The sequence below is a fragment of the Enterococcus sp. AZ084 genome, assembly GCF_051714905.1.
GTDB classification, from domain to species: domain Bacteria; phylum Bacillota; class Bacilli; order Lactobacillales; family Enterococcaceae; genus Enterococcus_B; species Enterococcus_B pernyi.
This window is the reverse complement of sequence record NZ_JBIOSS010000001.1, coordinates 1835815-1851364: the sequence shown is the minus strand read 5'-3', so window position 1 is coordinate 1851364 and position 15550 is coordinate 1835815. Positions and strand designations below refer to the sequence as shown.

11 protein-coding genes are annotated in these 15550 nt (G+C 39.6%); 9 read left to right on the top strand and 2 right to left on the bottom strand.

Features of this window, described 5'->3' with window-relative positions; genetic code table 11:
• Positions 1 to 26 precede the first annotated feature (26 nt).
• Positions 27 to 1010 (bottom strand): hypothetical protein, encoded by a 984-nt coding sequence (locus IGI79_RS08400; RefSeq protein WP_438845845.1) that lies wholly within the window; start codon positions 1008 to 1010, stop codon positions 27 to 29.
• A gap of 405 nt (positions 1011 to 1415) precedes the next feature.
• Positions 1416 to 1895: an arginine repressor gene (locus IGI79_RS08395; RefSeq protein ID WP_010735183.1), complete on the bottom strand. Its 480-nt coding sequence runs from the start codon at positions 1893 to 1895 to the stop codon at positions 1416 to 1418.
• A gap of 374 nt (positions 1896 to 2269) precedes the next feature.
• Here IGI79_RS08395 and rpsB point away from each other — a divergent pair, with 374 nt between their 5' ends.
• The 9 genes from rpsB (at position 2270) to IGI79_RS08350 (ending at position 15448) form a co-directional block, all read left to right on the top strand.
• Positions 2270 to 3052, top strand: coding sequence for a 30S ribosomal protein S2 (rpsB, locus tag IGI79_RS08390; protein WP_010735184.1), 783 nt, complete (start codon positions 2270 to 2272; stop codon positions 3050 to 3052).
• A 102-nt stretch (positions 3053 to 3154) separates the two neighbouring features.
• On the top strand, positions 3155 to 4036 hold the full coding sequence (tsf, locus tag IGI79_RS08385) for a translation elongation factor Ts (protein WP_010735185.1): 882 nt from the start codon (positions 3155 to 3157) through the stop codon (positions 4034 to 4036).
• Between the two features lie 234 nt (positions 4037 to 4270).
• A complete protein-coding gene (gene pyrH / locus IGI79_RS08380) occupies positions 4271 to 4993 on the top strand; it encodes a UMP kinase (RefSeq protein ID WP_010735186.1) in 723 nt (240 codons plus the stop codon).
• Positions 4994 to 4996: 3 nt separating this feature from the next.
• Positions 4997 to 5554, top strand: a complete 558-nt coding sequence (gene frr, locus IGI79_RS08375) for a ribosome recycling factor (protein WP_065095887.1) — start codon at positions 4997 to 4999, stop codon at positions 5552 to 5554.
• Positions 5555 to 5734: 180 nt separating this feature from the next.
• Entirely contained in the window at positions 5735 to 6541 is an 807-nt protein-coding gene (locus tag IGI79_RS08370; RefSeq protein ID WP_065095888.1) for an isoprenyl transferase, read from the top strand.
• The gene (locus tag IGI79_RS08365; protein WP_023519848.1) at positions 6538 to 7338 is read left to right on the top strand and encodes a phosphatidate cytidylyltransferase; all 801 of its coding nucleotides are present in this window, start codon (positions 6538 to 6540) and stop codon (positions 7336 to 7338) included. The genes IGI79_RS08370 and IGI79_RS08365 overlap by 4 nt, the downstream gene beginning before the upstream one ends.
• 199 nt (positions 7339 to 7537) lie before the next feature.
• Complete coding sequence (gene rseP, locus IGI79_RS08360; protein ID WP_019723222.1) at positions 7538 to 8806, top strand: RIP metalloprotease RseP; 1269 nt, start codon at positions 7538 to 7540, stop codon at positions 8804 to 8806.
• 58 nt (positions 8807 to 8864) lie between these two features.
• Positions 8865 to 10574 (top strand): proline--tRNA ligase, encoded by a 1710-nt coding sequence (locus tag IGI79_RS08355; protein ID WP_010735191.1) that lies wholly within the window; start codon positions 8865 to 8867, stop codon positions 10572 to 10574.
• A 521-nt stretch (positions 10575 to 11095) separates the two neighbouring features.
• A complete protein-coding gene (locus tag IGI79_RS08350; protein WP_065096790.1) occupies positions 11096 to 15448 on the top strand; it encodes a PolC-type DNA polymerase III in 4353 nt (1450 codons plus the stop codon).
• Positions 15449 to 15550: the final 102 nt, after the last annotated feature.

Sequence of the window (15550 nt, the reverse complement as noted above, 5' to 3'; positions counted from 1 at the left end):
CAAGATTTTATTTTTTGAATAAACTGTTAAAATAAAGTCCACCATTCTTTATCTTCACTTATTTTACTTTGAAATTGTTCTGGGGTATAGGTTTCCCGCCAGTAGTATTTGTTGTAAAGCATATATTTTCTCATAATCACATTGATCGCATCAACTAGCTTCTTGCTTAGTCCAAGGTAGGTAACATTCGGTATTCCCCCATTAAAGTAATCGCCATGAAATCCAGTCCCACTACAATAAGGAGAGAGAGAGAAAAGTAATGTTTTATTAAAATAAATGTCGTACTCGTAACGAGATAAATCACGTCTAGGATCATCTGGCTCGTCTTCCTCTGGATCGTAAGGGCACTCCGCAAGAAAATGACCGATATCTGGACCAAAATCAATATATGAGTCATCACGAATCACGGTTAATCGAGAATCCAATTGATCTAACTGAGTTTCTAGAAATTCCGTATTCTTTTCTACAGCAGCCAAAGGTCGGTGCTTGGGGTCAGTGAAACTAATTGGTGAACTAATTAATTCGCCAGGTCCAATAGATTGCGATACTCTCTTGTAGGGTTTTAACTTCTCCTGTTCCAATTGTTTTTCAGTAAATATATCTTTCCAATAGAGAAGGTTATGAACTTGATAGTCATGAATGATTCTTAGGAGAGTCTGTTCAATCATTTTTAAAGTTTTTCTTCGCGAGTCTGCATTCCCTCCAGGTCTTCTATAATATTCATAGATTTGTTCACCATAGGGCGTAAACCAGTAAAGAGGGTAACCTCCATATCTAAGTAGATACTCCGAATACACAAAATGTTCCATCGGATGATTCGGTACACGAGGGTCCCAGTAGATAGTAGAAAGTTGTGGAAATACCTCTGGACCGTAATCAATAAAGTTATCATTATGTATCAAAGTCAAATCTGGATCGATTGCTTGAAATTTTTGGGTCAGTTCTTCTGTCATTTTTTTGATCTCTGCTTGTGGACGACGGTTGGGATCAACAAAGGGGAAGAAGGTCATAATCGTTTTTCCTTTCTATACTATAAAAGTTTTTTTAAATTAAAGTATGACATGTAAATAAGGAGTGTGGGGGACTGTTTTTTCGTCGATCAGAAAAAAGTGGGGATTTATAATGAAACAAGCAATACCTGCCTAATTCAAAGTGAACGAAGCTTTATATGATTTTTAGCGCTTGTTGTGTTTCTCAATGATATTTGAATTTATTCTACTAGTGGAAAACATTACTATTATTGTTTCTATGAGGCATTGAGTGCGAGGTATAATGGGCTTTCATAGCAACGAAAGGTTAAGTCAACTTGAGAGAGGTTCATGGTTCTTCTCCAGTATTGATTTAAATAAAAAAAGATGCTGGCAAATTTCACCAACATCAAAAAATATATATACAATTACTAACTGTTATGGCATTTAAAAAATTGTTGCTGTAGTGGGATGATGCAAGAAGTTTTCAACTAACTGCGCATCTTCATCATCTTTCGAAATAATGATCGTTGTATCAAAGCCAGCAATCGTACTAACGATATGAGGCGGTTTGATTTCATCTAAGACAGCTGCGAACAACGGTGCGTTGTCTGGTAAGGTATGGACGATAGTCAAAAAATGAACTCGTTCCACTTTTAACACGATATCTTCAATCATCTGGATCAAACGTTTTTCATCTTCGCTTTTTGATTCAGCTGTCTCCTTTTCTTTGAACAGGACAAAATGGGAAACACCATTTTCATCAGGCGCCTTGACGATTTTTAAGTCACGTATATCTCTTGAAATCGTCGCTTGAGTCGCAGATACACCCATTTCAGTCAGCTTAGCTAACATTTCATCTTGTGTACGGATCGTATAATCTTCAATGATTTGTTTAATCAACAAGTGTCGCTCAGTTTTTCGCATTTTAGTTCTCCTTTAACGAAACTTTTCACAAGTATCATAACAAAAAAACGTTGAATTGCCCATCTTTATTTTACATTTACCTGTTTATTTTTTCACGAATTGCTTATAAAAAAACAAAGAAATAAAGTAAAAAAATGAGAGGGAGAAAAAGAAGACACAAAAAAATAAGTAAGTTGATTTTTTTTCTTGAAATTTATGCCCAATTCAGTTAAACTATTGAATGTTGAGCAGAAAAAGATCACTTTGGTGTATCTTACGTCACTACTCAATAAATCCACATTCTTGTTGGATCGTTGGTCGGTGCTTGAAAAAGTTGGCTAGCGAGTTGGAAGACAAGAAGAGGGAAAATAAAAACCAAATCGGAGGAAACAAACATGGCAGTAATTTCAATGAAACAATTACTAGAAGCCGGCGTACACTTTGGTCACCAAACTCGTCGCTGGAACCCAAAAATGAAGAAATACATCTTCACAGAAAGAAACGGAATCTACATTATTGACTTGCAAAAAACAGTTAAATTAGTAGATGCAGCTTACGATTATATGAAGAGCGTAGCAGAAGAAGGCGGCGTTGCTTTATTCGTAGGTACGAAAAAACAAGCACAAGAAGCAATCAAAGATGAAGCTACTCGTGCTGGACAATACTTTGTAAACCACCGTTGGTTAGGTGGAACATTGACAAACTGGGATACGATCCAAAAACGTATCGCTCGTTTGAAACAAATCAATGCAATGGAAGAAGATGGAACTTTTGCAGTTCTACCTAAAAAAGAAGTTGCTGGTTTGAACAAACAACGTGAACGTCTTGAAAAATTCTTAGGTGGTATCGCTGATATGCCAAGAATCCCAGATGTAATGTACATCGTTGACCCACGTAAAGAACGCATTGCCGTTCAAGAAGCACACAAATTGAATATCCCAATCGTAGCAATGGTTGATACAAACTGTGATCCAGATGAGATCGACGTAGTTATCCCATCAAACGACGACGCAATCCGTGCCGTTAAATTGATTACTTCAAAAATGGCTGATGCTTTCATCGAAGGAAATCAAGGGGAAGATCAAGTAGTTGAAGAAGATTTTTCAGCAGAAAACACAGCGACTTCAATCGAAGAAATCGTTGATGTTGTTGAAGGCGACAACTCTTCAGCAGAATAATTTTTAAATGATGGAGCTGTTTCAAAGGCTAGGCGACAAGCCTCACTCTCCTTTGAAACAGCTTTTTTTAAAGAAAAAGCATACAACTAGGAGGAAGTAAAAATGGCAGACGTTACAGCTAAAATGGTAAAAGAACTACGCGACATGACTGGCGTAGGTATGATGGATGCGAAAAAAGCATTGGTTGAAGTTGAAGGTGACATCGAAAAAGCGGTAGATCTTTTACGTGAAAAAGGAATGGCTAAAGCTGCGAAGAAAAACGATCGTATCGCCGCTGAAGGTCTTGCTTCAGTTGCAGTGAAAGGTAATACTGCAGCAATCGTTGAAGTTAACTCAGAAACAGACTTCGTTTCTAAAAACGAAATGTTCCAAGACTTAGTAAAAGAAATCGCTGAACTAGTCGCTGAAAACAAACCAGCTGACATGGACGCAGCAATGAAAATCAAAACATCAAAAGGAACAGTTGAATCTGACTTGATCGAAGCAACACAAGTTATCGGTGAAAAAATCAGCTTCCGTCGTTTTGAAGTAATCGAAAAAGATGACAACGCTGCATTTGGCGGTTACCTACACATGGGTGGACGTATTGCTGTATTAGCTGTTTTAGAAGGTACAACTGACGAAGCGGTAGCTAGAGACGTAGCGATGCACGTAGCAGCGATCAACCCTCGTTATGTAAACGAAACACAAATCCCTGAAGCTGAATTAGATCACGAACGTACAGTCTTGACTGAACAAGCATTGAACGAAGGCAAACCAGCGAACATCGTTGAAAAAATGGTTGAAGGACGCTTAAACAAATTTAAAGCTGAAATCGCATTGGTTGACCAACCATTCGTTAAAGATCCTGATATGACTGTTGAAAAATTTGTTGCTTCTAAAGGCGCAACTGTGAAATCATTTGTCCGCTTTGAAGTCGGCGAAGGTATCGAAAAACGCGAAGATAACTTTGTAGAAGAAGTAATGAACCAAGTGAAAAAATAATCCGGTTTACGGACTTGATTAATGGTACGATGTTTGGTCCAAAGAAAATAGAGATTATTCTGCATTTTCTTTGTGACCACATCGGTTCCATCGCTTATTTGAATGAAATGAGGAGCAGCGACATTCGTCACAGCTCTTTTTTTTAGGGCAAGAGATATCAAGAGCATAGGTATTTTCGTGCCTAAACTATCTGGATATGGTAGAATGTCAATAGAAAATATTGGAGGAATGAACATGGTCACACCAAAATATCAGCGTGTCGTCTTAAAATTAAGTGGAGAAGCTTTAGCTGGAGATGAAGGGTTTGGAATCAAACCACCAGTTATCAAAGAAATCATCCAAGAGATCAAAGAAGTCCACGAGTTAGGCGTAGAGATGGCAATTGTTGTCGGCGGTGGAAATATCTGGCGCGGTCAAATTGGCGCACAAATGGGGATGGAACGTGCACAAGCGGATTACATGGGCATGTTAGCAACTGTGATGAATGCTTTAGCATTACAAGATACATTAGAAAATGTTGGTGTTCCTACACGCGTCCAAACCTCAATTGAAATGCGACAAATCGCAGAACCATACATCCGTCGTAAAGCAGAGCGTCATTTAGAGAAAGGGCGCATCGTTATTTTTGCCGGTGGTACTGGAAACCCTTATTTTTCTACAGATACAACTGCGGCATTACGTGCAGCTGAAATTGGCGCTGATGTTATTTTAATGGCTAAGAACAATGTTGACGGTGTTTATTCTGCCGATCCAAAAATCGATTCAACAGCAGTGAAATTCGATGAATTGACACACATGGAAGTCATTGCAAAAGGATTACAAGTAATGGATTCAACTGCTAGTTCATTGAGTATGGACAATGATATTCCGTTACTTGTGTTCAATCTTAATGAACATGGAAACATTCGCCGAGCAATCTTAGGTGAAAATATCGGAACAACCGTAAGGGGGAAATAAACAATGGCAGATGCAATTATGACAGAAGCAAAAGACAAGATGCAAAAAGCAGCACAAAATCTACAACGTGAACTTGGACAGATCCGTGCCGGCCGTGCGAATGCGAGCTTATTAGATCGTATCACTGTTAATTATTATGGTGCACCAACACCATTGAACCAATTAGCATCGATCCAGATCCCAGAAGCAAGAGTATTGATGATCACACCATTCGATAAAAGTGTGCTTCAAGACATTGAAAAATCGATCATGGCAAGCGACATCGGTATCAGCCCGACAAATGACGGAAATGTGATTCGCTTAGTCATTCCTCAGTTAACAGAAGAACGTCGGAAAGAATTAGCAAAAGACGTGAAAAAAGAAGCTGAAAATGCGAAAATCGCTGTTCGTAACATTCGTCGCGATGCAATCGATGAATACAAAAAACAACAAAAAAATGGCGATATCACAGAAGATGATTTGCGCGACTTAGAAAAAGAAGTGCAAACTTTGACAGATAACAGTATCAAAGAAGTGGATAATATTGCTGCAGACAAAGAAAAAGAATTGCTTGAAGTATAAGAATCAATAAAAACAGGTGGACAGTGAGAAGTGCTGTCTCCTGTTTTTTGCTTTTTGACTAAGAAAAACTAAAAAATCTTTTGAATTTGCGTAAAAAAAGGGCTATACCATAGGAAATAACGATAGATATTGCTATAATGGTAAAGATAGTTGTAATTTTTTAGTATGGGAGGAAAAAGAATGTTACGTTTTTTTCCGCAAAAAAACAAATATATTCAAGAAAAAAGTGAGTACCATTTTGATGCGCAGAGAGATATCCCGAAACATATTGCCATCATCATGGATGGGAATGGTCGTTGGGCACAAAACCGTCGTCTACCACGAGTGGCTGGCCACAAAGAAGGCATGGAAACCGTTAAGAAAGTCACAAAAAAAGCTTCTCGACTTGGGGTAAAGGTGTTAACGCTCTATGCGTTTTCAACCGAAAATTGGAAACGTCCAAAAGAGGAAGTCAATTTTTTGATGCAATTACCTGTAGACTTTTTTGATACGTTCGTCCCTGAGTTGATTGCTGAAAATGTCAAGGTACAAGTGATGGGCTATGAAGAACTCTTACCGGAACATACGCAAGATGCAGTACGCCGTGCTATTGAACAAACCAAAGAAAATACGGGAATGATCTTAAACTTCGCACTGAATTATGGTAGTCGGGCAGAAATCATCTCTGCAGTCAAAGCAATCAGTGAACAAGTAAAAGAAAACGATCTTTCTACGGAAGACATCGACGAGGACATGATCGCGGATCATTTGATGACCGGTTTCTTACCTCCCGAACTTCGCGATCCAGGGTTAGTCATCCGGACAAGTGGCGAAGAACGGATCAGTAATTTCTTATTGTGGCAGATTGCTTATAGTGAATTATATTTTTCAAAAGCCTTATGGCCAGATTTTGACGGCGCCCATTTAGAGGAAGCAATCGCTTCTTATCAACATCGAGACCGTCGTTTTGGTGGCGTAAAAAGTGTAGATAAAGGAGAACAATCATGAAGCAACGTGTGATCACTGCGGTCGTAGCATTGGCATTATTTATTCCGATCATTTGGATCGGAGGAATTGGTCTTGAGCTAGTAGCGGCTTTATTAGCAGTAGTTGGTGTCTATGAACTTTTTCGTATGAAAGGATTGACACTATTAAGTTTTGAAGGAGTTCTTTCTGCCATTGGTGCAGTTTTTCTTGTCCTGCCGAAAGAGCGCTGGTTTTTCTTTTTACCTGAACAAACAAATGAATTTATGTTGTTTTATTTGACTGTGATGATCCTTTTGGGTGCCGCTGTCTTCTCAAAAAATATGTATACGATCGATGAAGCTGGTTTTCCAGTTGTTACTAGTTTATATGTCGGTTTTGGTTTTCAAAACTTTGTTAGTGCGCGTACAGAAGGAATCAACGTATTGCTTTTTGGCTTGTTCATCGTTTGGGCAACCGATATTGGCGCATATCTAGTTGGTAGACGTTTTGGTAAGCGTAAGCTATGGCCAGATATCTCACCCAACAAAACGATTGAAGGTGCATTAGGGGGAATAGGTAGTGCGTTAGTTGTTGCCTTACTGTATTTCTTACTTTATCCACCACAAGAATTGTTTGGACATGGTTTATTCGTCATGTTACTCCTAACGATCATTCTATCGATCGTAGGACAATTTGGGGATCTAGTCGAGTCGGCAATTAAACGCCACTATGAGGTCAAAGATTCAGGGAACATTTTACCTGGACATGGTGGGATCTTAGATCGATTCGATAGTCTATTGTTCGTCTTTCCTGTCATGTACTTATTTGGATTGATTTAAATAAAAATTCTGTAAAAGAAGCTTCCGAAACCAAAAGTTTTTCGTCCGTCAATCAGACACGATCGGTAAGGAGATTCTTTACAGGATTTTTATTTTTTACATTTTAATAGGTGCTTGGTGAAGTGTCGATAATATGGTAAAATTAAGTAGTTTTATTTTAACTGAATAAAAAATAATGATTAATGTAAAGGAGAATAGGATGAGAACAATTATCACGTTCATTATCGTTTTTGGCATCTTAGTGATCGTACATGAATTTGGCCACTTCTTCTTTGCGAAACGATCAGGAATCCTAGTTCGCGAGTTTGCGATTGGCATGGGACCTAAAATCTACGGTCATCAAGCAAAAGACGGCACGACTTATACATTGCGTTTGTTACCGATCGGTGGCTATGTGAGAATGGCTGGGAATGGGGACGACGAAACGGAAATGGCCCCAGGAATGCCGTTATCGCTCTTGATGGATTCAGATCATGTCGTAAAGAAAATCAATTTAAGCAAAAAGATCCAATTGACCAATGCGATCCCCATGGAATTGATCCGTTATGATCTTGATGAAGCACTCACGATCACAGGTTATGTGAATGGTGATGAAACGCAAGAAGTAACGTATGCAGTGGATCACGATGCTTCGATCATCGAGGCGGATGGGACTGAATTGAGGATCGCACCGAGAGATGTGCAGTTCCAATCAGCCAAATTATGGCAACGAATGTTGACTAACTTTGCGGGTCCAATGAATAATTTTATTCTAGCAATTCTATTATTCATCGTATTAGCGTTCATGCAAGGCGGGGTGACTGTCACAAATACCAACCAAATCGGTGTTGTTACGCCAGACGGAGCTGCGGCTGCAGCTGGACTGAAAGAAAATGATGAAATTCTTTCGGTAGAGGGAAAATCAATCCGAACATGGAATGATCTGACAGCGATCATTACTGAAAATCCAGATAAACCACTTGATTTTGAAGTTGAACGAAATGGACAGGTTTCTTCTGTTGAAGTGACACCGAAAGCAATTGAGTCGAATGGTGAAAAAATTGGTCAACTTGGGATACAAGCGCCAATGAAAACTGGCTTCTTCGATAAGATCATCGGTGGAACACAACGTGCATTTAGTAGCTCTTTGGAAATATTCAAAGCATTAGGTTCATTATTTACCGGCTTTAGCTTGGACAAATTAGGTGGACCGGTGATGATGTTCCAATTGTCTTCTGAGGCAGCGAATCAAGGGATCATGACAGTCATTGGTTTGATGGCGATCTTATCCATGAATTTAGGGATCGTCAATTTATTACCGATTCCAGCATTAGATGGTGGAAAACTAGTCTTGAATATTTTTGAAGGTGTCCGTGGTAAACCACTTAGTCAGGAAAAAGAAGGCGTTTTGACGCTCGTTGGTTTTGGCTTCCTGATGCTATTGATGGTATTAGTAACATGGAATGACATTCAACGATTCTTTTTCTAGAAAAAGTAGGGTATAATGACATGCGTTAGATTATTTGAGGAATAAAGGAGTTTATATAATGAGACAATCAAAAATGTTGATTCCAACATTAAGAGAAGTTCCAAATGATGCGGAAGTATTAAGTCATCAAATCTTACTACGTGCCGGTTACATTCGTCAGGTTTCGGCTGGAATCTATTCTTATTTACCACTTGCAAATCGTGTATTAGAAAAATTAAAAACGATCATGCGCGAAGAATTTGAAAAAATCGGCGCAGTAGAAATGTTGATGCCAGCGATTTTACCTGCTGAGTTATGGCAAGAATCTGGTCGTTATGAAACATACGGTCCCAACTTGTATCGCTTGAATGATCGCAACGATCGTCAGATGATCTTAGGACCAACACATGAAGAAACATTTACAGAATTGATCCGTGATGAAGTCAATTCATACAAAAAATTACCTTTGAATCTTTATCAGATCCAAGCAAAATACCGTGATGAAAAACGTCCTCGTTTTGGACTATTACGTGGACGCGAATTTATCATGAAAGATGCGTATTCTTTCCATGCTTCTCAAGAGAGTTTGGATGAAACATACAAAGATTACGAAAAAGCTTATACAGAGATCTTTAAGCGTTGTGGTCTAGAGTTCCGTGCAATCATCGGTGACGGTGGCGCGATGGGCGGAAAAGACTCAAAAGAATTTATGGCAATCTCAGAAATTGGTGAAGACACGATTTGTTATTCAACAGAAAGTGACTATGCAGCAAATTTAGAGATGGCGACGAGCTACTATGTGCCAAAAAAATCCCATGAAACACAATTGGAAATGGAAAAGAAAGAAACACCAGATGTGAAAACCATCGAAGAGGTTGCAGCTTTCTTTGACGTTCAACCACAAAAAATCATCAAATCTGTACTTTTCACAGCAGATGAGCAACCTGTTTTAGTTTTAGTTCGCGGCGATCATGAAGTCAATGATGTGAAATTGAAAAACTTCTTAGGTGCAGATTTCTTAGAAGAAGCAACAGAAGAAGAAGCGAAAAACTATTTAGGCGCTGATTTTGGATCAGTTGGACCAATCGGTGTAGCTGAAGAGGTCAAAGTCTATGCGGATCGTCATGTTCAAGATCTGGCAAACGCGATTGCGGGAGCGAATGAAACTGGCTACCATTATATCAATGTCAATCCAGAACGTGATTTCAATGTTCTAGCATATGAAGACTTACGCTTTGTCCAAGAAGGCGATCCTTCGCCAGATAATAATGGCGTATTAGCCTTCACTCGAGGAATCGAGATCGGTCATATCTTCAAACTAGGGACACGTTACAGTGAATCAATGGGTGCTACTGTTCTTGATGAAAATGGTCGTGAAAAACACGTGATCATGGGTTGTTATGGTATCGGTGTGAGCCGTCTACTTTCAGCAATCGTTGAACAAAATGCAGACGAAAACGGTATTCACTGGCCAAAAGGCATTGCACCATTTGATTTGCATGTCGTACAAATGAACTTAAAAGATGAGTTCCAAACGAACTTGACGAATGAAGTGGAAAAAGCAATGAACGAAGCCGGTTATCAAGTACTTGTTGATGATCGCAATGAGCGTGCAGGTGTTAAGTTTGCTGATTCTGATTTGATCGGATGTCCAATCCGTATCACCGTCGGTAAAAAAGCAGTAGATGGCATCGTCGAAGTGAAAATCAAAAAAACAGGTGAAATGGTCGAAGTTCGGAAAGAAGAACTTGTAAATACATTACCGATTTTATTGAATCAAGGCGAATAAATAAGAGTGGAAAAGTCGTATCAGTCTTTTAAAAGACGGAAGCGACTTTTTCATTTCCTTTGGTGATTGGGATAGAGGTTGTTCAAGAAGCAACACTTCAATAATAAGGCAAAAAATCAAAAATGAAAAAGCCATTTTCGATTTTTCTGTCTTATTACTCAGTGCTGACCGCTTCTTTCACAACCTGATAAACGGTGTTCGAAAAGCTAACCTTCAACATTAAGCTGGAAAATCAAAAAATATGAGAAGCTATTTTCTCAATTTCTGCCTTAATACTCGGAGCTAACCGGCTTTCTCACAACCTTGATAAACGGTGTTCAAGAAGCAACACTTCAATAATAAGCCAAAAAAATCAAAAATGAAAAAGCCATTTTCGATTTTCTTGTCTTATTACTCAGTGCTGACCGCTTCTTTCACAACCTTAATGAAAATTTCCCTAAAAAGGGTTATACTAGATAGTATTGAAAAGTAAGGGTCGGAAATGGAATGATTTCTGGTCTTGACAGAAAGGGCGTATATTTTTGTCAGAAAAACGAGAGTTATTTGAGAAATTATTGGAGCAGATCCAATTAGAAGAAACAGAAAAAGCGCATCCGCTTATTTCTGCTGGTGAAATGGAACAGGTGGTGGTCCATCGTAAATCTCGTTTGTGGGAGTTTACGTTACGTTTTCCAGCTATTTTGCCTGTGATGCTTTATCGCTCGTTGGTGCAACATGTCATACTTGCATTCAAAGAAATTGCTGAGGTGAAAATCACAGTTCAAGCAGCGGATCAAACATTTGATGAACAACTCTTACAGGATTATTGGTCGCAAGCACTGGAGAGTCAGCAATGCGATACGCCTTTAGTACAAAAGGTATTAAAGACGCAAGTGCCAACGATCAAAGATCATAAGGTGATTTTGCCTGTTGATGGTGAGGGAGCGATCGGCTATCTTAAACAACAATATCTGCCATTAGTAGAACAGTTATTTGTTAGTTACGGCTTTCCTAAGTTTCGGATCGAACCAGAAGTTGATGAGCAACAAGCAGAAAGAGTCCTAAAGCTTTTTGAAGAAAGACGACAAGAACAGGCTGAGGCGTTTATGAAACAAGCGGCTGAAAGCTTGATTGTTCATGAACAAAAGAAAAAAGAGCGCAAAGAGCAATTACCAGCGCTTGACGGGCCGATCCAACTAGGTAGAAATATCCCGAATGATGAGCCTATCACACCGATGATCAATATCTTGGAAGAGGAACGCCGGGTAACGATCGAAGGTTACGTGTTCGACAAAGAAGTACGCGAGCTTCGTTCAAAACGTAAGATTTTGACATTGAAGATCACAGATTACACTTCTTCATTTATCGTCAAAAAGTTTTCAAATAATGAAAAAGATGAACAAATCTTTGAAGCAATCAGTACGGGTAGTTGGTTGAAAGTTCGTGGGAGTGTCCAAGAAGACACCTTTGTTCGTGACCTAGTGATGAATGCCCAAGACATTTTAGAAGTCAAACATGCACCACGTAAAGATTATTCTCCTGAAGGGGAAAAGCGTGTCGAATTACATCTTCATAGTAATATGAGTACCATGGATGCGACGAACAATATTGCAGATCTTGTGGCACAAGCAGGTAAGTGGGGACATAAAGCAATTGCAATCACTGACCATGGCGGTGCACAAGCATTTCCAGAGGCACATAGTGCAGGGAAAAAAGCTGGTGTGAAGATCTTGTATGGTGTCGAAGCGAATGTGGTCGATGATGGAGTGCCGATTGCGTATAATGACGCCCATGATTCATTGAGTGAATCCACTTATGTCGTGTTTGACGTGGAGACAACAGGTTTGTCTGCTGTTTATGATACGATCATCGAGTTAGCTGCTGTTAAGATGTATAAAGGAAATGTCATTGAAAGTTTTGATGAATTTATCGATCCTGGACATCCCTTATCACGAACAACCATTGATTTGACAGGGATCACAGATGAAATGGTCCGCGGTTCAAAATCTGAGGAAGAAGTTTTACGCTTATTCTTAGAATTCTCAAAAGATGCGATCCTAGTTGCCCATAATGCGGCATTCGATATGGGATTTTTGAATACAAGTTATGCCAAATACAACATTCCTGAAGCAGCTAATCCAGTTATAGATACCTTAGAACTAGCTCGTTATTTATATCCACAATTCAAACGGTTTGGTTTAGGTGTACTATCCAAAAAATTCGGTGTTAGCTTGGAACAGCATCACCGCGCGATTTATGATGCGGAAGCAACCGGACATCTGGCTTGGATATTTATCAAAGAAGCGATGGAAAATCACGAAATGTATTACCACGATCAGTTGAATGCCCATGTAGGTGAGGGTGATTCTTACAAACGGGCGCGACCTTTCCATGTCACATTACTGGCGAAAAACCAAGCTGGATTAAAAGACCTGTTCAAATTGATCTCGATGTCCAACGTCGATTATTTTGAACGTGTGCCACGAATCCCCCGATCACAACTGAAAAAATTCCGACAAGATCTGTTAGTTGGCTCTGCCTGTGACAAAGGTGAGATTTTTGAAGCTATGATGCAAAAAGGGGTAGAAGAAGCACGTAATCGGGCGAAATTTTATGACTATATCGAAGTCATGCCTAAAGCTGTCTATGCACCACTTCTGGAGCAAGAGCTTGTCAAAAATGAACATGATTTAGAAGAAATCATTCGTAACTTAGTAGAAATCGGCAAATCATTAGATAAGATCGTTGTAGCGACAGGAAATGTCCACTATCTGAATGAAGAAGATGCGATCTATCGTAAAATCTTGGTCAATTCGATGGGGGGAGCCAATCCATTGAATCGTCACAGTTTGCCTGAAGTGCATTTCAGAACAACGGATGAGATGCTGACTGCTTTCACCTTCTTAGGGACAGATTTAGCAAAAGAAATCGTAGTTGAAAATACCAATAAGATTGCAGATATCTGTGAAGAAGTCGTGCCAGTTAAAGATGAATTATATACGCCTAAAATCCCTGGTTCGGAAGATGAAATCACAGATCTAAGTTATACGAAGGCAAAACAAATGTATGGTGATCCATTACCGGATATCGTAGAAAAGCGTCTGAAAAAAGAACTGGATTCGATCAATGGTAATGGCTTCTCAGTGATTTATTTGATTTCACAAAAGTTAGTGCATAAAAGTAATGAAGATGGCTATTTAGTTGGTTCTCGTGGCTCGGTTGGTTCTAGTTTCGTAGCTACCATGACCGGGATCACAGAGGTCAATCCATTGGCACCCCATTACTATTGCCCAGATTGTCAGTATTCGGAATTTTATGAAGATGGAACTTACGGTTCAGGATTTGATATGCCTGAGAAAAAATGTCCAAAATGCGGCACTCGTTTAAATAAAGATGGGCATGATATTCCGTTTGAAACATTCTTAGGTTTCCATGGCGATAAAGTACCCGATATCGATTTGAATTTCTCAGGGGATTATCAAGCAGAAGCCCATCATTATACGAAAGTATTGTTTGGTGAAGAATATGTCTATCGTGCGGGAACGATCGGTACTGTTGCGGATAAGACGGCGTATGGATTCGTTAAAGGGTTTGAACGTGATCACAATTTGCATTACCGAAGTGCCGAAGTGGACCGCTTAGCCAAAGGTGCTACTGGGGTCAAACGAACGACCGGACAGCATCCAGGGGGGATCATTGTTATCCCCGATTATATGGATGTATATGATTTCACGCCGATCCAATATCCGGCAGACGATCAGAATTCAGAATGGAAAACGACCCACTTTGATTTCCACTCGATCCATGACAATGTCTTGAAACTTGATATCCTGGGACACGATGATCCAACGGTGATCCGGATGTTGCAAGATTTATCTGGGATTGATCCACAAACGATCCCAACCGATGATCCGGAAGTGATGCGGATCTTTTCTGGACCCGAAGTCTTGGGTGTCACACAAGAACAGATTTATTCTAAAACAGGTACATTAGGGATACCGGAATTTGGGACACGTTTCGTTCGTGGGATGCTAGAGGAAACACACCCAACGACTTTTGCGGAATTATTGCAGATCTCTGGTCTTTCTCATGGTACGGATGTTTGGTTAGGGAACGCAGAGGAATTGATCAAACGTGGGGATGCGACGCTGGCTGAAGTAATCGGCTGTCGTGATGATATCATGGTTTATTTGATCCATGCTGGCTTAGATAGTGGGATGGCGTTCAAAATCATGGAGACGGTGCGTAAAGGATTATGGAATAAGATCCCTGACGAATTACGTGAAACGTATTTGACCGCAATGAAAGAAAATAACGTTCCTGACTGGTACATCGATTCTTGTTCGAAAATCAAATACATGTTCCCAAAAGCCCATGCGGCTGCTTATGTCTTGATGGCGCTACGGGTTGCTTATTTCAAAGTTTATTTTCCGATATTGTATTACTGTGCCTATTTTTCTGTTCGTGCAGATGACTTTAATCTTGTCGCTATGTGCAAAGGAAAAGAAGCAGTGAAAGAAGCGATGAAGGAAATCACGGATAAAGGCTTAGATGCTTCTGTAAAAGAAAAGAATCAGTTGACAGTTTTAGAGTTAGCCAATGAGATGCTAGAACGTGGCTTGAAATTCGGAATGATCGATTTATACAAATCCGATGCAGTAAACTTTGTGATCGAAGGAGACACGCTGATTGCGCCATTCCGCGCGGTACCAAGTTTAGGGGCCAACGTAGCGAAACAAATCGTCGAAGCGAGAAAAGATGGTCCTTTCTTATCCAAAGAAGACTTGGCAACTCGTGGGAAAGTCTCGAAGACATTGATCGAGTATATGACAGAAAATGGTGTCTTGAAAGATTTACCTGATGAAAATCAATTATCGTTATTTGATATGTTATAAAAGTCAACGTGAGAAATGAAAATGAATCAAAATGAAAGCAAAGATTAGTAAAGCTGGTTGCCAGTTGGTTCTAATGATATGGCTTGTCATTTAGAGTGATTT

Coding starts and splice junctions, on each gene's coding strand:
- IGI79_RS08400 (WP_438845845.1), bottom strand. CDS start 1,010: ATGACCTTCTTCCCCTTTGTTGATCCCAACCGTCGTCCACAAGCAGAG.
- IGI79_RS08395 (WP_010735183.1), bottom strand. CDS start 1,895: ATGCGAAAAACTGAGCGACACTTGTTGATTAAACAAATCATTGAAGAT.
- rpsB (WP_010735184.1), top strand. CDS start 2,270: ATGGCAGTAATTTCAATGAAACAATTACTAGAAGCCGGCGTACACTTT.
- tsf (WP_010735185.1), top strand. CDS start 3,155: ATGGCAGACGTTACAGCTAAAATGGTAAAAGAACTACGCGACATGACT.
- pyrH (WP_010735186.1), top strand. CDS start 4,271: ATGGTCACACCAAAATATCAGCGTGTCGTCTTAAAATTAAGTGGAGAA.
- frr (WP_065095887.1), top strand. CDS start 4,997: ATGGCAGATGCAATTATGACAGAAGCAAAAGACAAGATGCAAAAAGCA.
- IGI79_RS08370 (WP_065095888.1), top strand. CDS start 5,735: ATGTTACGTTTTTTTCCGCAAAAAAACAAATATATTCAAGAAAAAAGT.
- IGI79_RS08365 (WP_023519848.1), top strand. CDS start 6,538: ATGAAGCAACGTGTGATCACTGCGGTCGTAGCATTGGCATTATTTATT.
- rseP (WP_019723222.1), top strand. CDS start 7,538: ATGAGAACAATTATCACGTTCATTATCGTTTTTGGCATCTTAGTGATC.
- IGI79_RS08355 (WP_010735191.1), top strand. CDS start 8,865: ATGAGACAATCAAAAATGTTGATTCCAACATTAAGAGAAGTTCCAAAT.